The following is a 21,237-nucleotide window of genomic DNA, read 5'->3' as shown; positions in this document are numbered from 1 at the left end:
TGGACGCACATTCCGACGACCACTGACGACGACGAGGGACGGGCGAGGGCGTGGCCGAGGCGGCAGACTTCCAGGGGATGAGTCCCTCACCTGCCCGCCGCTGGCTGCGGCGCACCGGAGCACTGCTCGCCGGGGCGCCCCTGCTGGCCGGCCTGCTCCAGCTGTCCGCCGCCGCACCCGCCCGGGCCGCCACCTCGGACACGGTGGACGTCTCCTTGGACTCCCTCAGCCCCAGCGCCCCCACCGACGGGGACACGCTGACCGTCTCCGGCACGGTGACCAACAACGGCAAGCAGGCGGTCACCGACGCCCACGTGGGGCTGCGGGTGGGCCCCCTGCTGGACACCCGGTCGGCGATCGACACCACCGCCCAGCACTCCGACGGCCTCCAGACCGCCGTCGGCTCCGAGGTCGGCGGCAAGTACGTCGAGAAATTCGCCGCGCTCACGCCGGGCGTCGCCGAGCACTTCAGCATCTCCGTACCGGTCGACCAACTCGATCTCGGCCAGGACGGCGTCTACGAGTTCGGCGTCTCGCTCTCCGGACGGACGTCCGCCCAGCCGTGGGAGCAGGTGCTCGGCATCCAGCGGACGTTCCTGCCCTGGCAGCCGGCCGAGGCCGACACCAGAACCGAGACCACGTACCTGTGGCCGCTGATCTCCACCGTCCACGTGACGGCGAAGACAGGAGCAGGTGAGCAGCAGACCCCGGTCTTCCTCAACGACGACCTCGCCAAGGACATCGCCCCGGGCGGCCGCCTGGCGCAGATGCTGGCGCTGGGCAGGGACCTCGACGTCACCTGGGTGATCGACCCGGACCTGCTGGCCTCCGTCGACGCGATGGCGGGCAGCTACAAGATCCAGGGCCCGGGCGACAGCACCACGCCCGGCACCCATCAGGCGGTCGCCAAGCAGTGGCTCGCCGACCTGCAGAAGGCCGTGTCCGGCAAGGAGGTCGTCGCCCTGCCGTTCGCCGACCCGGACCTCGCCTCGCTCGCCCACAACGGCACGAGCGTCACCGGATCGCTGAGCCACCTCAAGGACGCCACCGACGTCGCCGCCACCACGGTGAAGACCGTGCTCCACGTCACGCCGAGCACCGACTTCGCCTGGCCCGTGGAGGGGGCCGTCGATCCCTCGATCATCAAGGTCGCCACCTCCGCCGGCGCGGACAAGGTGATCGCCCGCAGCGACAGCCTCCAGGAGACCGGCGGCCTGCCCTACACGCCCTCCGCGGCCCGCCCGATCGGCGGTGGCACCACGGCGGTGGTGGCGGACGCGCGGCTGTCCACGGCCTTCGAGGGCGACCTGACGAAGGCGGCCTCGACCACGCTCGCCGTGCAGCGGTTCCTGGCGCAGAGCCTGCAGCTCGACGGCCAGACGGACAAGCAGCGCAGCATCGTCGTCGCCCCGCAGCGCATGCCCTCCGCCGCCCAGGCCCAGGCGATGGCCCAGGCACTCACGGCACTGCAGGGCGGCAACTGGACCCAGTCGCAGGACCTCACCGCGGCCGCAAAGACCAAGCCGGACCCCGGCGCCACCACGAGGATCCCGTCGACCTCCGCCTACCCCTCCTCGCTGCGCAGGCAGCAGCTGCCGCGGTCGGCCTTCGATCAGATCGCGCGCACCGAGGACAACCTAGAGAAATTCAAGGTGATCCTCACCGACGAATCCCGGGTGGTGACCCCCTTCGGGCGAGCCATAAACCGCGAGATGTCCACGTCGTGGCGGGGGCGGAGCAGCCACACGGACAGCTTCCGGCAGGGCGTGGAGACCTACCTCGACGACCTCGCCAAGCAGGTCAAGCTGATCGACAAGTCGGAGACGAAGCTCTCCGGCCGCAGCGCCACCATCCCCGTGACCGTCCAGAACAACCTCGTGCAGGGCGTCGACCACCTCCGCCTGCGGCTCACCTCGACGATGCCGACCCGCCTCAAGATCGGCGGCAAGGCCTACATGGAGCAGCCTGTCGCCGTCTCCGGCGGGCACGCCCAGTCAGTGAAGTTCACCACCTCGGCCAACGCCAACGGCCGGGCGACGGTGATCGCCCAGCTGTACACGGAGGACGGCCGGCCGTACGGCGCACCGGTCTACTTCGACGTGAAGGTGACCGAGGTCACGCCCACGGTGATGCTGGTCATCGGCGGCGGTGTGCTGCTGCTCGTCCTCGCCGGATTCCGCATGTACACCCAGCGCAAGCGCGCGGCCGCCCGGCAGGCCGAGGACGACGGCCCCGACCAGGCGGGTGAGGACACCGATGGACCGGCGAACCCCGAAGACCCGGAGGACCGTCTCCGTCAGGAGTCCGACACCCGCTCCCGGGCAGACGACCCGGAGCAGCCGAGTGACCCGACACCGGACACCGCACCGGAAAGCACCGACCCGTCCGGCACGGGTGAGAGAGTGGACCGTTGAGCGATGTCGTGGCCGGTCGGCCCGGGGACGATGAGGTGGGGTAACCATGAATTCGCCGTACGACGGTGACCGCGGCCAGGCCGCGGCGGGCTCGGGCTACCCCGAGCCGCCGGCCGAGCCCGGCCAGGTGCCGCCGCAGCACGCGGCGGACATGTACCTCCAGGACGCCTACGACCAGGACCCCTACCGGGCGCAGGACCTCTCCGCCCAGGACCCGGTCGCCGAGGCGCTCTACGACCGTGCCGCGCATCCCCCGCCGCCTCCGGGCACGCACCCGCAGCAGCCGCCGTACGCCCAGCCTGCCCAGTCGCCGTACGCCCCCGACCCGCAGGTGTGGGCCCAGACCCCGGCGCCGGAGCCGTCGGGCCCGACGCAGTACCTGCCGTACGGCGACGACCCCCGCACGACCCAGTTCGTGGGCGTCGACGACCTGGTCACGCACTCCGGCGAGGAGTACCACGAGCCGGACGCCTTCGCGCACCTCTTCCGGGACCAGCAGCAGGGCGGCGGGCACCCGCCGATGGATCCGCCCTCCGTACCGGGCCCGGCCGCCGCGCCGGGCGGGGCCCAGGAGCCCGCGGGGCGGTACCCGGCGGCCTCGTACCCCGCCCCTTCCCAGTCCGCGGCGCAGTACGGCGCGGCGTCGTACCCCGCGACTCCCGCCACGGCCGACACCACCGCTCCCGGGACCGCATCGGCTGCCCCCACCGGCCCCGCCGCATCCGAGGCGGCAGTCCCCGCCACTCCCGCCGCGAAGAAGGGCGGCAAGGCCGCCGGGCTGCTGAAGTCCAGCGCCGTCATGGCGGCGGGCACGATGGTCTCCCGTCTCACCGGCTTCGTCCGCTCCGCGCTGATCGTCTCAGCGCTGGGCCTCGGCTTCCTCGGCGACTCCTTCCAGGTCGCCTACCAGCTGCCGACGATGATCTACATCCTCACGGTCGGCGGCGGCCTCAACTCCGTCTTCGTACCGCAGCTCGTGCGGGCGATGAAGGAGGACGACGACGGCGGCGAGTCGTTCGCCAACCGGCTGCTGACGCTCGTGATGGTGGCCCTGGCCGCGCTCACCGCGCTCGCGATGTTCGCCGCTCCGCTGCTGGTGCGGATGCTGTCCAACCCTGTCGCCGGCAACCCGGCGGCCAACGACGTCGCGGTCACCTTCACCCGATACTTCCTGCCCTCGATCTTCTTCATGGGCATCCACGTGGTGATGGGTCAGATCCTCAACGCCCGCGGGAAGTTCGGCGCGATGATGTGGACCCCGGTCCTGAACAACATCGTCATCATCGTGACGCTCGGCATGTTCATCTGGGTGTACGGCACGGCCGCCAACTCCCACATGACCGTCACGAACATCCCGGCGGAGGGCCAGCGGCTCCTCGGCGTCGGCGTACTGCTGGGCCTGGTCGTCCAGGCGCTGGCCATGATCCCGTACCTGCGCGAGACCGGGTTCCGGCTGCGGCTGCGCTTCGACTGGCGGGGCCACGGCCTGGGCAAGGCCGCGATGCTCGCCAAGTGGACGGTGCTGTTCGTCCTCGCCAACCAGGCGGGCGCCATGATCGTGACCCAGCTGTCCACCGCCGCCGGCAAGGACGCGGGTGTCGCGGGCACCGGCTTCGCCGCCTACGCCAACGCCCAGCTGATCTGGGGCCTGCCGCAGGCCATCATCACCGTCTCCCTCATGGCGGCCCTGCTGCCGCGCATCTCGCGCTCGGCCGCCGAGAGCGACGGCGGCGCCGTCCGTGACGACATCTCGCAGGGTCTGCGCACGACCGCCGTCGCGATCGTGCCCATCGCCTTCGGCTTCGTCTCGCTCGGCATCCCGATGTGCACGCTGATCTTCGGCTCCTCGGGCATCAGCGAGGCCACCAACATGGGCTACATGCTGATGGCCTTCGGTCTCGGTCTGGTCCCTTACTCCGTGCAGTACGTGGTCCTGCGCGCCTTCTACGCCTACGAGGACACCCGCACCCCCTTCTACAACACCGTCATCGTGGCCGCGGTCAACGCGGGCGCCTCGGCGGCCTGTTACTTCGTACTCCCGGCCCGCTGGGCCGTGGCCGGCATGGCGGCCGCGTACGGCCTCGCCTACGCGATCGGCGTGGGCGTCGCCTGGAAGCGGCTGCGCAGGCGGCTCGGCGGCGACCTGGACGGCGCCCGGGTCCTTCGGACCTATGCTCGGCTGTGCCTCGCCTCCGTACCCGCCGCCCTGCTCAGTGGCGCGGCCTGCTACGGAATCGGTCACACTCTCGGGCAGGGCGTTCTCGGTTCCTTCGCCGCGCTGCTGGCCGGCGGTGCCGTCCTGCTCGGCGTCTTCTTCGTCGCCGCCCGCCGCATGCGCATCGAGGAGCTCAACTCCCTCGTGGGCATGGTCCGCGGGCGCCTGGGGCGCTGAGGCCGGGGGTACGGGCACAACCATCGTTCGCCGCCGCGTGTCGTGCATAGCGGCGGACTGTGGGCACAATTGGTTTCGGCGTCGGACAGGGTGCAACGGATGGGGAGGCAGGGAACGACGGTGGCGGAACGGAGCACGGCTGCCGTCGACGTGGCAGACAACAGCGGTGACGAGCCGCTGACCGCCAAGGCGGACCAGTCCACGGCCGACGGGGTGGCCCAGAACCCGGAGCGGGACACGGACAGCGACGAGGCGGAGGGGGGCGACGGGACAGGCGGTACCGGAAAGGCCTCGCCTCCCGAACTGCACAGCGGCCACAAACTCGCCAGACGCTACCGACTCGAGGAGTGCGTCACCCGTCTGGACGGATTCAGCAGCTGGCGAGCAGTCGACGAGAAACTCCGTCGCGCCGTCGGCGTCCATGTCCTGCCCGCGGGCCACGCGCGAGCCCGTTCGGTGCTTGCCGCCGCCCGCTCCTCCGCGCTGCTCGGCGATCCCCGCTTCGTGCAGGTCCTGGACGCCGTCGAGGAGAACGACCTCGTCTACGTCGTGCACGAATGGCTGCCCGACGCCACCGAACTGTCCACGCTGCTCTCCGCAGGCCCCCTGGAGCCGCACGACGCCTACCAGATGGTCAGCCAGGTCTCCTCCGCCATGGCCGCCGCCCACCGGGAGGGCCTCGCCCATCTGCGCCTCAACCCGAACGCCGTACTGCGCGCCTCCACCGGCCAGTGGCGCATCCGCGGCCTGGCCGTGAACGCGGCGCTCCGAGGGATCGCTTCCGACACCCCTCAGCGCACCGACACCGAGGCGATCGGCGCCCTGCTCTACGCGGCGCTCACCCAGCGCTGGCCGTACGAGAACGACGCGTACGGCCTGTCCGGCCTGCCCAAGGACATCGGCCTGATCCCGCCGGACCAGGTGCGGGCCGGTATCCACCGCGGACTGTCCGAGCTCGCCATGCGCGCGCTGGCCAACGACGGTGCCACCGCTTCCCGGCACGAGTCCCCGTGCACCACTCCCGAGGAGCTGGTGAAGGCGATCGGCGAGATGCCACGGATCCGGCCGCCCGAGCCCGCGTTCACGGCACCGCCGGAGTACCAGCGCACGACGTACCAGCAGGGCACGTACGGCCGCCCGGGCCCGCATCCCGGCGTCACCCAGCCGCTCACGACCCCGCCGCCCCCGCTTCAGAGCCGCACCGGCAAGGCCCTGAAGTGGGCGGTCTCCGCCCTCCTCATCGCCGCCCTGGGCCTGGGCAGCTGGCAGCTCGCGGACGCCCTGATGGACCAGAGCAACAAGTCCGAGGACACGCCGAGCACGCAGACGACCGACGGGGGTGGCAAGAGCGGCCCGAAGAAGCCGGCCACCTCCGGCAAGCCGCTCGCCATCAGCCACGTCCGTGACTTCGACCCGTTCGGTGACCAGTCCGAGAAGCCGTCGGACATAGGGAAGGTCTACGACAACAGCACGGGCACGTACTGGCAGACGGACTACTACCTGAGCTCGGCATTCGGCAATCTGAAATCGGGTGTCGGCGTCATCCTCGACCTCGGCAAGGTCCAGCAGGTCGGAAAGGTGACCGTCACCTTCGTAGGGGAAACGTCGGTCGAACTCCGCAGCGCGAGCGCGGACGCGGGCTCGGAGCCGACGTCCTTCGACGCCTACACCAAGGTCGCCGAGGGTTCAGGGACCACCGTGGAACTCAAGGCCGGCAAGACCCTCAACTCCCGGTACCTCCTGGTGTGGCTGACCAAGCTGCCGTTGCAGCCGGACGACGGCAAGTGGCGCGGCAGAGTGGCGGACATCAAGGTGACCAGCTGAGGCTGGATTCCTGCCGGGAAGTCCGTAAGGTGGCCCCGAGGGAGGGGCGGATGGCAGATGGCGCCGGATACGGCGACGCACGGGACGAGGACCTCCTCGCCCGCCACGTCGAAGGTGACCCCGACGCCTTCGGTGAGATCGTGCGTCGGCATCGGGATCGACTGTGGGCGGTGGCGCTGCGGACGCTGGGGGACCGGGAAGAGGCCGCTGACGCGGTCCAGGATGCCCTGGTATCCGCCTACCGAGCCGCGCACACCTTCCGAGGGCAGTCGGCCGTTACGACCTGGCTGCACCGGATCACGGTGAACGCCTGCCTGGACCGCGCCCGCAAGGCGGCCTCCCGGAAGACCGCTCCCGTCGACGACACCGAGCACCTGGAGCAGCTGCTGGAGCCGCACGAGTCGGCTTCGGCGCCCGCCGAGAGAAACGATCTGCACCGCCAGCTCATCGAAGCCCTGGGCACCCTGCCCCCCGACCAGCGTGCCGCCCTTGTCCTGGTGGACATGCAGGGCTACCCCGTCGCGGAGGCCGCCCGCGTCCTGGACGTGCCGACGGGCACGGTGAAGAGCCGCTGCGCCCGGGGCAGAGCAAGACTCCTGCCGCTGCTCTCCCATCTGCGGCCGGAGAATTCCGGTGACGGGAAAGAACCGCCCCCGGCACGGAACCGGACGCAGGGGACATCCGTCCCACCCGCAGCGGGACCTCAGGACGGAGGGACCGGAGGTCCACGGGACACGGGACCCAGCGATTCAGCCGCAGTGAAGGGCGGAGGTGGGCGAGCGTGACTTCCACGACAGACACGGCCGGGCACCCGGACGTCGCGGAAATCTCCGACCTCACCGAGGGTCTCCTCCCGCCGTCCCGGACCGTGGACGTACGGCGCCACCTGGAGGACTGCGAGCTCTGCGCCGACGTCCACGCCTCCCTGGAAGAGATCCGGGGGCTGCTGGGCAGCCTGCTGGGGCCGACCCGTATGCCCGCCGATGTCGGCGGCCGTATCGATGCCGCCCTGGCCGCCGAGGCGCTGCTGAACGCCACCGCACCCGAGTCCGCGAACGCCGACGTCACCGTCGACACGGGCAGCAGCGGCACGGGCAACGAGCCCCACGCCGACGCTCATGTTTCACGTGAAACGTCGACGTCGGCAGACCGCCCCGCCGGACGCCCGCGCGCGGCGACCGGGCCGGGCCGCAAGGACCGCGGGCGCGGACGCCGCCGCAGGATCGTCGTCCTGGCCGCTGTCCTCACCGTCGCCGTCCTGGGTGCCGGGTCCCTGTTCCTGCAGTCGCTGGGCACCGACAAGCCGAACACGATCGCCCAGCACAAGCAGACCAGCTCCACCGGCACCTTCTCCGGGAGCGATATCAAGGGCCAGGTGGACGGCATGCTCTCGACCAAGAAGAACTCACCGCGGGGCTCTGAAAGCGCGAAGACCCTGATCCAGACGTCCGTCCCCGTCCCGGACTGCGTCCGGCAGGGCGTTAACGGTGACGGCGACGTCCTCGGTGCCAAGACGGGCACGTATGAAGGAAAGAACGCCTTCCTCGTCGTGGTGTCCGACACCTCCGACCGCACCCGGGTCATGGCCTACGTCATCGACGCGTCGTGTGTCAGCGGGCAGCCCGGGTCGCCGGGCAAGGTCCTGCTGAAGGAGTCCCTCGCACGCCCCTGAGAAGGGGGAGCTTCGTCGCGCCCCAGCCGGGTTGTCCTTAGCGTGGGTGAACCCCGTGTGCCCGGACACACCGGGAATGCGCGCCCCTTAGGATCCGTTGGGTGGGGTGAGAGTTCTGAAAGAGGCTCCCACCGGTCGAATGACGCAGACCAGAGACGAGGAATCAAGCCGTGAGCGACGTCCGTAACGTGATCATCATCGGCTCCGGGCCCGCCGGCTACACGGCGGCGCTCTACACCGCGCGCGCGTCGCTGAAGCCCCTGGTGTTCGAGGGTGCTGTCACCGCCGGCGGTGCGCTGATGAACACCACCGAGGTGGAGAACTTCCCGGGCTTCCGCGACGGCATCATGGGCCCCGAGCTCATGGACAACATGCGCGCCCAGGCCGAGCGCTTCGGTGCCGAGCTGGTGCCGGACGACATCGTCTCCGTCGACCTGACCGGTGAGATCAAGACCGTCACGGACACTGCGGGCACGGTCCACCGGGCCAAGGCCGTCATCGTCACCACCGGCTCGCAGCACCGCAAGCTCGGCCTGCCGAACGAGGACGCGCTCTCCGGCCGGGGTGTCTCCTGGTGCGCCACCTGTGACGGGTTCTTCTTCCGGGACCAGGACATCGCCGTGATCGGTGGCGGTGACACCGCGATGGAGGAGGCCACTTTCCTCTCGCGGTTCGCCAAGTCCGTGACGATCGTCCACCGCCGCGACACGCTGCGCGCCTCCAAGGCGATGCAGGAGCGCGCCTTCGCCGACCCGAAGATCAAGTTCATTTGGGACAGCGAGGTCGCCGAGATCCAGGGCGACCAGAAGCTCTCCGGCCTGAAGCTGCGCAACCTCAAGACCGGTGAACTGTCGGACCTGCCGGTGACGGGTCTGTTCATCGCGATCGGCCACGACCCGCGCACCGAGCTCTTCAAGGGCCAGCTGGACCTGGACGAGGAGGGCTACCTGAAGGTCGACTCGCCGTCCACCCGCACCAACCTGACCGGTGTCTTCGGCGCCGGTGACGTGGTCGACCACACCTACCGGCAGGCGATCACCGCGGCCGGCACCGGCTGCTCCGCCGCCTTGGACGCCGAGCGCTTCCTCGCCGCCCTCGCGGACGAGGAGAAGGCCGAGCCCGAGAAGACCGCCGTCTGACCCCCTTCCGCCCCACCGCACGAACCAGTTAGGAGCCTCCCGTGGCCGACCTGAAGAACGTGACCGACGACTCCTTCGAGCAGGAGGTCCTCAAGAGCGACAAGCCCGTCCTGGTGGACTTCTGGGCCGCCTGGTGCGGTCCGTGCCGCCAGATCGCGCCGTCGCTCGAGGCGATCGCCGCCGAGTACGGCGACAAGATCGAGGTCGTGAAGCTCAACATCGACGAGAACCCGGGCACGGCCGCGAAGTACGGCGTCATGTCGATCCCGACGCTGAACGTCTACCAGAACGGTGAGGTCGCCAAGACCATCGTCGGCGCCAAGCCGAAGGCCGCGATCGTCCGTGACCTCGAGGACTTCATCGCCGAGTGACGTTTCACGTGAAACACGAATGGGCCAACCCCTCGGGGTTGGCCCATAGGCGTGAAGAGCCCGTCTGCTTCAGAGGGGTCGCAGCGCCGGTTCCTTCTGTACGGCTCCCAGCAACCGGTCGAGCGCCATCTCCACGTCTTCCTTCCAGGACAGCGTCGACCGCAGCTCCAGTCGCAGCCGTGGATGCGTGGGGTGCTGCCGGACCGTCTTGAAGCCCACGGCCAGCAGATGGTCGGCGGGCAGCAGGCAGGCCGGTTCCTTCCAGCGGGCATCGCCGAACGCCTCGATCGCCTTGAACCCGCGACGCAGGAGATCCTTGGCGACCGTCTGCACCATCACCCGGCCGAGCCCCTGCCCCTGGTAGCCCGGCATGATGAACCCGGTCATCAGCTGCACCGCATCCGGGGACACCGGACTCGTGGGGAATGCCGTGGAACGGGGGACGTAGGCGGGGGGAGCGTAGAGCACGAAGCCCACCGGTACGTCGTCGACGTAGACGACGCGGCCGCAGGACCCCCAGTCCAGCAGCACGGCGGAGATCCACGCCTCCTTCTCCAGCGCGGCTGTGCCCGCCGTTACCGCGGCCTCACCGCTGACCGGGTCCAGCTCCCAGAAGACGCACGAGCGGCAGCGGTTGGGAAGGTCCTGAAGGTTGTCCAGCGTGAGCGGTACGAGCCGACGCCCCATGAAGGCTGTTCCTCGCTTCCTTCGCCCGCCGCCTCGCGAGCGGCTGTCAGTGCGCTCCGTTCCCTGAGCAGACTGCCGACGAACCCGCCGACCGCGCCGAGCCCGAGGCCCGCGCTCACCAGTCCGGTGCGGCTCACCGATCGCATGGCCCCCGCCTCCCACTCAATGGTGCCACCAGGTGGATGCGCCATACCCGATCGCATCGTATCCAGGATGCGATTCCATCGATACCGACTGAAAGCAAAGAGCGGATCGTGTCCGGTACACACCGGACACGATCCGCTCCCCGCACGACCAGAGCGGGACCGCCCGAGGGTCAGTCGTCCTGCTCCTCGTCCCCACTGTCCATAAGGCTCTTCTGCAGAGCCAGCTTCTCGCCCGGAGCGAGCGTGCTGAGGATCCTCTCGAGATCCTCCGGGGAGGCGAATTCGACGGTGATCTTGCCCTTCTTCTGGCCCAGTTCCACCTTCACCCGGGTCTCGAAGCGGTCCGACAGCCGGGTGGCCAGCTCACTCAGCGCCGGAGAGACGCGGGTACCGGCCCGCGGTCCCCGGGAGCGCTGCGTCGCCTGGGGACGCGAGCCCATCAGGGTCACGATCTCCTCGACAGCCCGCACCGACAGACCCTCGGCGACGATCCGGTGGGCCAGCCGGTCCTGCTCCTCCGTGTCCTCGACGGAGAGCAGCGCCCGGGCATGCCCTGCGGAGAGCACACCGGCGGCCACCCGCTTCTGCACGGCCGGCGAGAGCTTCAGCAGCCGCAGGGTGTTGGAGACCTGCGGGCGGGAGCGTCCGATGCGATCCGCCAGCTGGTCGTGCGTGCAGTTGAAGTCCTTCAACAGCTGGTCATAGGCGGCCGCCTCCTCCAGCGGATTCAGCTGGGCCCGATGCAGGTTCTCCAGCAGCGCGTCCAGGAGGAGCTTCTCGTCCTCCGTGGCCCGCACGATCGCCGGGATGGCCTCGAGCCCCGCCTCACGGCAGGCCCGCCAGCGCCGCTCGCCCATGATGAGCTCGTACCGGCCGGGGCCCAGCTGCCGTACGACGACGGGCTGGAGGAGGCCGACCTCCTTGATGGAGGTGACGAGCTCCTGAAGCGCGTCCTCGTCGAAGACCTCACGCGGCTGGCGAGGGTTCGGCGTGATGGAGTCGAGGGGGATCTCGGCGAAGTGGGCGCCCATCGGAGGCGCGGGTGCCTCCGCGACGCCGTTCACCGACAAGTCCTCGGTTTCCTGAGTGACAGGCGGCAGCGTGGCCACCTTCGCTGCGGCCACTCCACGGTCGGCCGTGAGCACCGGTACCGCCGCGGGAGACGTGGATGCCCCACCGCCCACCGCGGCCTGGGCCGGGTCTTTCTCCGTCGGGGCAGCAGGGATCAGTGCGCCGAGACCACGGCCCAGCCCCCTCCGTCGCTCACTCACTGGATCCCCTCCACCATGCTCGGGTTGCTCTGTGCGCCGATGTGGGCCTGCGTCGGGTCATAGCTGACGCCGACACCCTTCAGCGCGATTTCTCGTGCCGCCTCAAGATAGGAGAGGGCACCGCTGGATCCTGGATCGTAAGTCAGTACCGTCTGCCCGTAGCTCGGCGCCTCGGAGATACGGACGGAGCGGGGGATGCTCGTCCGCAGCACCTCGTCACCGAAGTGGTTGCGCACCTCTTCCGCGACCTGGGACGCGAGACGCGTCCGGCCGTCGTACATGGTGAGCAGGATCGTCGACACATGCAGGGCGGGGTTGAGGTGCCCCCGCACCAGGTCGACGTTGCGCAGCAGCTGGCCCAGGCCCTCCAGAGCGTAGTACTCGCACTGGATCGGGATGAGGACCTCCTGGCCCGCCACCAGCGCATTGACCGTCAACAGGCCGAGCGACGGCGGGCAGTCGATGAGGATGTAGTCAAGCGGCTGCTCGTAGGCCTGGATCGCCCGTTCCAGTCGGCTCTCCCGTGCCACCAGGGACACCAGCTCGATTTCCGCACCGGCGAGGTCGATCGTGGCAGGGGCACAGAAGAGACCCTCGACATCGGGGACCGGCTGCACCACCTCCGACAGAGGCCTGCTCTCGACCAACACGTCATAGATGGACGGGACTTCGGCGTGGTGGTCGATGCCCAGAGCGGTGGAGGCGTTGCCCTGCGGGTCGAGGTCGACCACCAGGACGCGGCCACCGTGCAGAGCGAGCGAAGCAGCAAGGTTGACGGTGGTCGTCGTCTTGCCGACACCGCCCTTCTGGTTGGCCACCACGATGACCCGGGTCTGGTCGGGCCGTGGCAGGCCTTCGCCGGCGCGACCCAGAGCCTCCACCGCCAGTTGGGCAGCACGACCGATGGGAGTGTCGTCCATCGGGGGTGGTGTTTCACGTGAAACATCCATCCCCATCGACTCGGTACGGGGACCGGGGACCGGATCGGTCATCGGTCCCGCGATGTTGGCGTCGGACCGCAAGGATTCACTCTCCTCGACTTCAGGCTCGCAATGAACAGAGCCTCCCATGTCTTCGGGGTCGTGAACCAGTGAGGCCTGGTGTTCTGTGGAGAATTCCACCTCTGTGGACAACTCCGTTACCTCTCCGAGTGAGCCGAGAGGCTTACGGTCCCGGGGTTCGGCCGCAGCGCGGCCGCGACTGATGATGCCGTGCAGCAGTGAGCGACGTTTCACGTGAAACACGATGCACAGCAAGCGGGGCCGAATTGTCGCGACACTCCGTCATGCATAGGTTTGGCAGCTTGTGTGGAGTACGTCTCGTCGTCAGGACGGATCAGCTCGCCGACCCGTCCTGCCGTTCTCACCGGCGCCTACGGGCCCGTCCCGTACGCGCCGCCTTGGCCCGCTTGGCCGCGAAGCGCACGCCGCCGGGGCTTTCCCCGACCTCGACCCGTACGACGGTGGACAACGGATCCACCACTCCCTCGCCGACATGCAGGACGGATGTCGACACCGCACCGAGCTTGCTCAGCGCGGTGGCAGCTGCCTTCAGTTCCTCCTCGGCGGTGTCCCCCTTGAGCGCGAGCATCTCCCCGTACGGTCGCAGCAGCGGAATACCCCACGCGGCCAACCGGTCCAGGGGGGCCACCGCACGGGCCGTCACCACATGCACCGGCGGGACCTTGCCCATGACCTCCTCGGCGCGGCCACGCACGACGGTCACGTGGTCCAGGCCCAGCAGCTCGACGACCTCGGTGAGGAAGTTGGTACGCCTCAGCAGCGGCTCCAGGAGGGTGATCTTCAGGTCCTCGCGGACGAGTGCCAGCGGAATCCCGGGCAGACCGGCACCCGAGCCGACGTCGCACACGGTCACGCCTTCGGGGACCACCTCCGAGAGCACCGCGCAGTTCAGCAGGTGCCGCTCCCAGAGGCGGGGCACCTCACGGGGGCCGATCAGCCCGCGCTGCACGCCGGCCTCGGCGAGCAGCTCCGCGTAGCGCACCGCATCGGCGAAGCGATCACCAAACACCTCTCGCGCCTGCTCGGGCGCAGGGGGGAGCTCCGCTGCCTCCGTCACGGGGACCGTCCTTCCGTACCGCATCAGCGCAACAGCGCCGACCACCAGAACTACCAGGCTGACAAAATTCGGCCCCGCCTGCGCAACAGACGGGGCCGGTGAGACGTACGTACCGAATCAGTTGGGCAGCACGACGACGAAGCGCTGCGGCTCCTCGCCCTCGGACTCGCTGCGCAGGCCCGCGGCCTTGACCGCGTCGTGCACGACCTTGCGCTCGAACGGGGTCATCGGCTTGAGCTTCACGGGCTCGCCGCTGCTCTTGACCTCGGCGGCGGCCTTGGCACCCAGCTCGGACAGCTCGGCGCGCTTCCTGGCGCGGTAGCCGGCGATGTCCAGCATGAGCCGGCTGCGGTCACCGGTTTCCCGGTGCACGGCGAGCCGGGTCAGCTCCTGCAGCGCCTCCAGCACCTCGCCGTCCCGGCCGACCAGCTTCTGCAGGTCACGGCTGCCCGTGTCGCTGATGATCGACACGGCGGCACGGTCGGCCTCGACGTCCATGTCGATGTCGCCGTCGAGGTCGGCGATGTCCAGCAGACCCTCGAGGTAGTCCGCCGCGATCTCGCCCTCCTGCTCCAGGCGGGTCAGGGTGTCTGCACCCTCGGCAGCGGCGGAGGTGGTGCCTTCCGTCACGGGATGGGCTCCTTCTTACTTCTTGGACGGGGACTTGGGCCGCTGCGGGCCACCCTTGCGCTGGCCGGACTGGGCCTTGCTGCGGGTGCCGTTGCCGGGGTTCTGGGCGGCCTTCTTGGCGACGGCGGCAGGCTTGGTGTCCGCCGGCTTGGTGTCCTCGGGCTCGTCGGACTTCTCGAGCGACGTGGACGGCGCGGTGTCGCCTGCCTGCTTCGGCCCGCCGGACTGGCGCCGGGACTTGCTCTGGCGCTTAGGCTGCTGCCGCTTGACAGCGGCGGCCGTGGTCACGCCGTCCTCGGTCTGTACGGCGGCCTGGGTCTCACTCTTCACCACGGATCCGTCGGGCTGAGCCGCGAGGCCGGCCTTGTTCAGGGCGTTGATGAACTTGCGCTCGAACTCGTTGCGGTCACGGCCCTTGATGACGATCGCCTTGACGATGGCCTTCTCGCTCCGCCTGCGGACCTTGCCGTGGTGCGTGACGTGCTTGGTCAGACGCTCCAGGTAGGCGGCCTGGGCCTTGGAACCCGGGGTCGGGTTGTTGTGGATGACGTACATCTGCTGGCCCATGGTCCACACGTTGGTGGTCAGCCAGTAGACGAGGACACCGACCGGGAAGTTGATGCCGAAGACGGCGAACATCACCGGGAAGACGTACATCAGCATCTTCTGCTGCTGCATGAACGGCGTCTTCACGGTCGTGTCGACGTTCTTCGTCATCAGCTGGCGCTGCGTGTAGAACTGCGACGCCGACATCATGAGGATCATGATGACGGTCACGACCCGGACGTCCGTGACCGTGGCACCGAGCGCCTCGACCGTGGACTTGCCGTCCCGGAACTTGGCGGCCAGCGGGGCACCGAAGATGTGTGCCTTCTGCGCGCTCTCCAGGAGGCTCTGGTTGATCACGCCGACGGTCTTGTTCGACGCGATGCCGTTGAGCACGTGGTACAGGGCGAAGAAGAACGGGGACTGCGCCAGGATGGGAAGGCACGAGGAGAGCGGGTTGGTGCCCGACTCCTTGTACAGCTTCATCATCTCTTCGGACTGACGCTGCTTGTCGTTCTTGTAGCGCTCCTGGATCTTCTTCATCTCGGGCTGGAGCGTCTGCATGGCCCGGGTTGCCTTGATCTGCTTCACGAAGAGCGGGATCAGGCAGATGCGGATCAGGATCACCAAGGACACGATGGACAGGCCCCAGGCCCACCCGGTGTTGGGTCCGAAGATGGCGCCGTACACCGCGTGGAACTGGACGATGACCCAGGAAACGGGTGTCGTGATGAAGCTGAAGAGGCTGGCAATCGTGTCCACTAATCATGCTCCTTGGGCATGGGACGAGGTCTCTGCGGCCGGGCTCGAAGGAGACTCGGAAGGCAGCTTCCCCTCGAGGGCCGGTTCGGCGGCGGAGGGCCCGCCCCTGCGTGCGCGCCATGCGTCACGCAGCATTTCGTGCCACCGCGGGCGCTTGCGCGGCGGAACATGGTCCACACCGCCGAGCGACCACGGATTGCACCGCAGGATGCGCCAGGCGGTGAGTGCCGTTCCCTTGATCGCACCGTGCCGGTCGATGGCCGTGTAGCCGTAGTGGGAGCACGACGGGTAGTACTTGCACACCGGCCCGAGCAGTGGGCTGATCGTCCACTGGTACAGCTTGATCAGAGCCAGCAGCGGGTACTTCATCGCGCGCCCCCTCCCAGCAGCCGCTGAAGGGCGGCATCCAGGTCTCGGGCCAGCTGTGCGTGGTCTGCGTCGCCCGCTCCGGGCAGCGCTCGTACGACTACCAGGCTACCGGGGGGAAACAGGGCGACTCGGTCACGCATCAGATGGCGAAGTCTGCGCTTCACTTGGTTGCGCACGACCGCGCCACCCACGGCCTTGCTCACGACGAAACCCGCACGCGTCGGGGGAGCGCTCTCCCCAGGCGCGTGCGGGTCCGTGGCACCGCTACGAAGGTGGACGACGAGGAGCGGGCGGCCTGCCCGACGACCCCGTCGTACCGCGGTCGCGAAGTCCTCGCGCCGCCTCAGCCGGTTCTCGGTGGGCAGCACGACGTCATGACCTGATCGGAATCAGGCGGACAGGCGGGCGCGACCCTTGCTACGGCGGGACGCGAGAATCGCGCGGCCGGCACGGGTGCGCATACGCAGCCGGAAGCCGTGGGTCTTCGCGCGACGACGGTTGTTCGGCTGGAAGGTGCGCTTGCTCACTCGGGGGCTCCAGAAAGAAATCGGTAGTGGCGGGGTGCCGTCATGGCTGTCACCGTGCGCCCACGAGTAGCTCGCGTCACGCCCGAGTGCACCGCTTCCCGATCACCTTCAGCGATCTGTGCCCATCGGAGGCAGGCGGCAGCAGCCATCGACAACTCGACCTGGTTACGGTACGCGGGGCTACGCCATCCGGTCAAACCGGGGGGCACGGAGAGACACTGTCCACAGGCTGGGGACAACAACTTGAACCCTACCCGCCGCCCTGACTACCGTGGCTGGACTCTGATTCGTTCCTTTATCCCCGACCGACCCGGTTGACATCCCGACCCGTCCCACAACCACACGTTCGTGGGACCTGCGAGAGAGCGTGCCCTGTGGCTGACGTACCTGCCGATCTTGCCGCAGTGTGGCCACGAGTACTGGAGCAACTCCTCGGGGAGGGCCGCGGTCAGGGCGTCGAGTCGAAGGACGAACACTGGATCCGGCGCTGCCAGCCGCTCGCGCTGGTCGCGGACACCGCCCTGCTCGCCGTGCCGAACGAATTCGCGAAGGGCGTGCTGGAGGGCCGTCTCGCCCCGATCGTCAGCGAGACCCTGAGCCGCGAGTGCGGCCGCCCGATCCGGATCGCGATCACCGTCGACGACTCCGCGGGTGAGCCCCCGGCCCCGCCCGCACCCGCGGCCCAGCCGCAGTCGCGCTACGAGGAGCCCGAGCTCCCCGGCGGACAGTACGAGGGATACGGCCGCCACCGTGCCGACGACCAGCTGCCCACCGTCCGGCCCGCCTACCCCGGCGAGTACCAGCGCCCCGAGCCCGGCGGCTGGCAGCGCCCGTCCCAGGACGAGTACGGCTGGCAGCAGCAGCGCCTGGGCTTCCCCGAGCGGGATCCGTACGCGTCCCCGTCGCAGGACTCGTACGGTGACCCGCACCGCGACTCCTACGGCTCGCCGGCGCAGGACTACCGCCCGCAGGCGGTGAACCGTCCGCCCTACGAGCAGTCGTACGACAAGCAGCGCTCCGACTACGAACAGCAGCGGCCGGACTACGAGCAGTCACGCTCGGACTACAACGCCTCCCGCGTCGACTACGACCAGCGCGACCCCGCCCGCCGCGAACGCCCCGAGCAGCCGCCCGGCTCCGGCCATGTGCACCGCGGCGGACCGGTGGGCCCGAACCTGCCCACGACCGGCGCCCCCGGCCCGCTGGCCGCGCAGCCCGCGCCGGCGGCCGGGCCCGGCGAGCCGACCGCTCGGCTGAACCCGAAATACCTCTTCGACACGTTCGTCATCGGCGCGTCCAACCGCTTCGCGCACGCGGCCGCGGTGGCCGTCGCCGAGGCGCCCGCGAAGGCCTACAATCCCCTCTTCATCTACGGGGAGTCCGGACTCGGCAAGACGCACCTGCTGCACGCGATCGGGCACTACGCGCGCAGCCTCTACCCGGGCACGCGCGTGCGGTACGTGAGCTCGGAGGAGTTCACCAACGAGTTCATCAACTCCATCCGCGACGGCAAGGGCGACAGCTTCCGCAAGCGCTACCGCGAGATGGACATCCTGCTCGTCGACGACATCCAGTTCCTCGCGGACAAGGAGTCGACGCAGGAGGAGTTCTTCCACACCTTCAACACGCTCCACAACGCCAACAAGCAGATCGTGCTCTCCAGCGACCGGCCGCCCAAGCAGCTGGTGACGCTGGAGGACCGGCTGCGGAACCGTTTCGAGTGGGGCCTGATCACCGACGTCCAGCCGCCGGAGCTGGAGACGCGTATCGCGATCCTGCGCAAGAAGGCGGTGCAGGAGCAGCTGAACGCCCCGCCGGAGGTGCTGGAGTTCATCGCCTCACGGATCTCGCGGAACATCCGCGAGCTGGAGGGCGCGCTGATCCGGGTGACGGCGTTCGCCTCGCTCAACCGGCAGCCGGTGGACCTGGGCCTGACGGAGATCGTCCTGAAGGACCTGATCCCCGGCGGCGAGAACGCGGCCCCCGAGATCACCGCGACCGCGATCATGGCCGCGACCGCCGACTACTTCGGCCTCACGGTCGAGGACCTGTGCGGCACCTCACGCGGCCGTGCCCTGGTGACCGCGCGGCAGATCGCCATGTACCTGTGCCGCGAGCTCACCGACCTGTCGCTGCCCAAGATCGGCGCGCAGTTCGGCAACCGCGACCACACGACCGTGATGCACGCCGACCGCAAGATCCGCGCGCTGATGGCGGAGCGCCGGTCCATCTACAACCAGGTCACCGAGCTGACCAACCGCATCAAGAACGGCTGACGGCGCCGGCCGCGGCGCGCAGAGGGCGCCCTGGGGACATCCCGGGGCGCCCTTTCGTACGGGTGGACAGGCGGGGCATGCGGGGCAGGCGGGCAGCGCCGGGCCGGCCCGCCGCCGGGCCACTGTCAGGCGTGCCCGTCGCGCTGCCGAGCCGTCGCCCAGGGGAGCCGCGGCGGGCCCTCCCGAGGGCGAATCGCCGCCCCCGGTGCGCTGTCCCCGTCCCCTTCCCAGCCACCCGGTGTTCGATTACCCGTCGGGTTACGGCCGCCCTCCACAGATTCGGGGACTTTCTTCCGTCCACACGCTGGGGACCGCGGAGTTGTCCCGAAACCTTCCACAGGCTGTGCTGTTGAAAGACCATCAGCCCAGCTCACATGCCTGTGGATTGGTGGATGAACGATCTCCACAGACTGTGGACGACGGAGGGATCCACAGGCTGTGCACGGAGTTGTCCACCGGGAACCCACAGGCTGGGGCCGGTTGTCCCCAGCGATCGCCTGGTTCTCCACACCGCTGTCCACTGTTCGGCAACGCGACGCACCCGATCACCGCCCGGAGTGAAAGCCGTCACACCAAGGTGCCGGATTGGGGTGTGGGAAACCTGGGTAAATCTGGGGACGCAGCTGGGGAGAACTGCCCTCGGGCTGTGGGCGGGGTGTGCAGAACTTTCTGTTCTCCACAGAACCCCTCGGTTGTCCACTGCCGTCGCCCACAGGACCGGTGGATAAAATCTGGGCTCTGAGCTGGGAAAACGTGGTTATCCACGGTATCCACAGGCCCTACTACTACTCCCGACTAGAGAGAGCGGGAAATCCGTTTCGAAGCGGGGCCTGTGCACAACTCGCCCTCTCGAGCCCGACCGCCCCTCGGAGCGACTTGACCCCGACAGGCACCTACTGTCGGTGCGGTGCGTCAGACTGGTCCCCGGTGTCCTTCCCGTCGCAGTGGGCGGCGACACCGAGTCGGAGGACTCAGCAGCAACAAGCAGGAGGCGGCTTACGGTGAAGATCCGGGTGGAACGCGACGTACTCGCGGAGGCAGTGGCCTGGGCGGCACGCAGCCTCCCGGCCCGTCCGCCGGCGCCTGTCCTCGCCGGCCTCCTGCTGAAGGCCGAGGACGGCCAGCTGAGCCTGTCGAGCTTCGACTACGAGGTCTCCGCGCGCGTGTCCGTCGAGGCCGAGGTCGAGGAGGAGGGCACGGTCCTCGTCTCCGGCCGCCTGCTCGCCGACATCTCCCGCGCGCTCCCCAACCGCCCGGTGGAGATTTCCACAGACGGTGTACGGGCGACCGTGGTCTGCGGCTCCTCGCGATTCACACTCCACACCCTGCCTGTGGAGGAGTACCCGGCGCTGCCCCAGATGCCGAACGCGACCGGCACGGTCCCCGGCGAGGTCTTCGCCTCCGCCGTCCAGCAGGTCGCCATCGCGGCCGGCCGTGACGACACGCTGCCCGTCCTCACCGGTGTGCGCATCGAGATCGAGGGCGACACGGTCACCCTGGCCTCCACCGACCGCTACCGCTTCGCGGTCCGCGAGTTCCTGTGGAAGCCGGAGAACCCGGACGTCTCCGCGGTGGCCCTGGTCCCCGCCAAGACGCTCCAGGACACCGCCAAGGCGCTGACCAGCGGCGACAGTGTCATCCTGGCGCTGTCCGGCGCGGGCAAGGGCGAGGGTCTGATCGGTTTCGAGGGCGCCGGGCGGCGGACGACCACGCGTCTGCTGGAGGGCGACCTCCCGAAGTACCGCACGCTGTTCCCGACCGAGTTCAACACCGTCGCCGTGATCGAGACCGCCCCCTTCGTGGAGGCCGTCAAGCGCGTGGCCCTGGTCGCCGAGCGGAACACCCCGGTGCGGCTCAGCTTCGAGCAGGGCGTGCTCATCCTGGAGGCCGGCTCCAGCGACGACGCACAGGCTGTGGAAAGGGTCGACGCCCAGCTCGACGGCGACGACATCTCCATCGCCTTCAACCCGACCTTCCTGCTGGACGGCCTGAGCGCCATCGACTCCCCGGTGGCCCAGCTGTCCTTCACGACGTCCACGAAGCCCGCGCTGCTCAGCGGCAAGCCGGCGGTGGACGCCGAGGCGGACGAGGCCTACAAGTACCTGATCATGCCGGTGCGGCTGAGCGGCTGA

At 69.3% G+C, this 21,237-nt stretch carries 18 protein-coding genes; 9 read left to right on the top strand and 9 right to left on the bottom strand.

The genetic code is table 11. The features are described 5' to 3' along the window. The first annotated feature begins 50 nt into the window (after window positions 1-50). The 7 genes from ACIBBH_RS12285 to trxA all read left to right on the top strand — a co-directional run bounded on the left by ACIBBH_RS12285 (window position 51) and on the right by trxA (window position 9,812). Complete coding sequence (locus ACIBBH_RS12285; protein WP_399404174.1) at window positions 51-2,414, top strand: DUF6049 family protein; 2,364 nt, start codon at window positions 51-53, stop codon at window positions 2,412-2,414. A gap of 46 nt (window positions 2,415-2,460) precedes the next feature. Beyond that, entirely contained in the window at window positions 2,461-4,806 is a 2,346-nt protein-coding gene (gene murJ, locus ACIBBH_RS12280) for a murein biosynthesis integral membrane protein MurJ (protein ID WP_399404173.1), read from the top strand. A 120-nt stretch (window positions 4,807-4,926) separates the two neighbouring features. Then, entirely contained in the window at window positions 4,927-6,630 is a 1,704-nt protein-coding gene (locus tag ACIBBH_RS12275) for a protein kinase family protein (RefSeq protein ID WP_399404172.1), read from the top strand. A gap of 50 nt (window positions 6,631-6,680) precedes the next feature. Beyond that, entirely contained in the window at window positions 6,681-7,415 is a 735-nt protein-coding gene (gene sigM / locus ACIBBH_RS12270) for an RNA polymerase sigma factor SigM (protein ID WP_399404171.1), read from the top strand. Beyond that, a complete protein-coding gene (locus tag ACIBBH_RS12265) occupies window positions 7,412-8,302 on the top strand; it encodes an anti-sigma factor family protein (RefSeq protein ID WP_399404170.1) in 891 nt (296 codons plus the stop codon). Before sigM ends, ACIBBH_RS12265 begins: the two co-directional genes overlap by 4 nt. A 170-nt stretch (window positions 8,303-8,472) precedes the next feature. Then, window positions 8,473-9,441, top strand: coding sequence for a thioredoxin-disulfide reductase (trxB, locus tag ACIBBH_RS12260; RefSeq protein WP_399404169.1), 969 nt, complete (start codon window positions 8,473-8,475; stop codon window positions 9,439-9,441). A gap of 41 nt (window positions 9,442-9,482) precedes the next feature. Next, window positions 9,483-9,812 carry a thioredoxin gene (gene trxA, locus ACIBBH_RS12255; RefSeq protein ID WP_399404168.1) on the top strand — a complete coding sequence of 110 codons (330 nt, stop codon included), beginning with the start codon at window positions 9,483-9,485 and terminating at the stop codon, window positions 9,810-9,812. A gap of 69 nt (window positions 9,813-9,881) precedes the next feature. Here the strand turns inward: trxA and ACIBBH_RS12250 are convergent, their stop codons facing one another. The 9 genes from ACIBBH_RS12250 to rpmH form a co-directional block, all read right to left on the bottom strand. Continuing rightward, a complete protein-coding gene (locus ACIBBH_RS12250) occupies window positions 9,882-10,499 on the bottom strand; it encodes a GNAT family N-acetyltransferase (protein WP_399404167.1) in 618 nt (205 codons plus the stop codon). Between the two features lie 316 nt (window positions 10,500-10,815). Continuing rightward, a complete protein-coding gene (locus tag ACIBBH_RS12245; protein ID WP_399404166.1) occupies window positions 10,816-11,916 on the bottom strand; it encodes a ParB/RepB/Spo0J family partition protein in 1,101 nt (366 codons plus the stop codon). After that, a complete protein-coding gene (locus ACIBBH_RS12240) occupies window positions 11,913-12,986 on the bottom strand; it encodes a ParA family protein (protein WP_399404380.1) in 1,074 nt (357 codons plus the stop codon). Before ACIBBH_RS12240 ends, ACIBBH_RS12245 begins: the two co-directional genes overlap by 4 nt. Window positions 12,987-13,278: 292 nt before the next feature. Then, the gene (gene rsmG, locus ACIBBH_RS12235; protein WP_399404165.1) at window positions 13,279-13,995 is read right to left on the bottom strand and encodes a 16S rRNA (guanine(527)-N(7))-methyltransferase RsmG; all 717 of its coding nucleotides are present in this window, start codon (window positions 13,993-13,995) and stop codon (window positions 13,279-13,281) included. Window positions 13,996-14,112: 117 nt separating this feature from the next. Then, on the bottom strand, window positions 14,113-14,625 hold the full coding sequence (locus tag ACIBBH_RS12230; protein WP_399404164.1) for a protein jag: 513 nt from the start codon (window positions 14,623-14,625) through the stop codon (window positions 14,113-14,115). Between the two features lie 15 nt (window positions 14,626-14,640). Then, the gene (gene yidC, locus ACIBBH_RS12225; RefSeq protein WP_399404163.1) at window positions 14,641-15,933 is read right to left on the bottom strand and encodes a membrane protein insertase YidC; all 1,293 of its coding nucleotides are present in this window, start codon (window positions 15,931-15,933) and stop codon (window positions 14,641-14,643) included. Window positions 15,934-15,936: 3 nt separating this feature from the next. Further along, a complete protein-coding gene (yidD, locus tag ACIBBH_RS12220) occupies window positions 15,937-16,302 on the bottom strand; it encodes a membrane protein insertion efficiency factor YidD (protein WP_399404162.1) in 366 nt (121 codons plus the stop codon). Beyond that, entirely contained in the window at window positions 16,299-16,670 is a 372-nt protein-coding gene (gene rnpA / locus ACIBBH_RS12215; protein ID WP_399404161.1) for a ribonuclease P protein component, read from the bottom strand. The genes yidD and rnpA overlap by 4 nt, the downstream gene beginning before the upstream one ends. A gap of 21 nt (window positions 16,671-16,691) precedes the next feature. Beyond that, window positions 16,692-16,829: a 50S ribosomal protein L34 gene (rpmH, locus tag ACIBBH_RS12210; protein WP_003956500.1), complete on the bottom strand. Its 138-nt coding sequence runs from the start codon at window positions 16,827-16,829 to the stop codon at window positions 16,692-16,694. Between the two features lie 374 nt (window positions 16,830-17,203). Here rpmH and dnaA point away from each other — a divergent pair, with 374 nt between their 5' ends. Together dnaA and dnaN are read left to right on the top strand one after the other, a co-directional pair. Then, on the top strand, window positions 17,204-19,105 hold the full coding sequence (gene dnaA, locus ACIBBH_RS12205) for a chromosomal replication initiator protein DnaA (RefSeq protein WP_399404160.1): 1,902 nt from the start codon (window positions 17,204-17,206) through the stop codon (window positions 19,103-19,105). Between the two features lie 1,001 nt (window positions 19,106-20,106). After that, window positions 20,107-21,237, top strand: coding sequence for a DNA polymerase III subunit beta (gene dnaN / locus ACIBBH_RS12200; RefSeq protein ID WP_399404159.1), 1,131 nt, complete (start codon window positions 20,107-20,109; stop codon window positions 21,235-21,237).

It is taken from the genome of Streptomyces sp. NPDC051636 (assembly GCF_044453765.1).
Taxonomy (GTDB): Bacteria; Actinomycetota; Actinomycetes; order Streptomycetales; family Streptomycetaceae; genus Streptomyces.
This window is presented reverse-complemented; position numbering and strand designations above follow the sequence as displayed.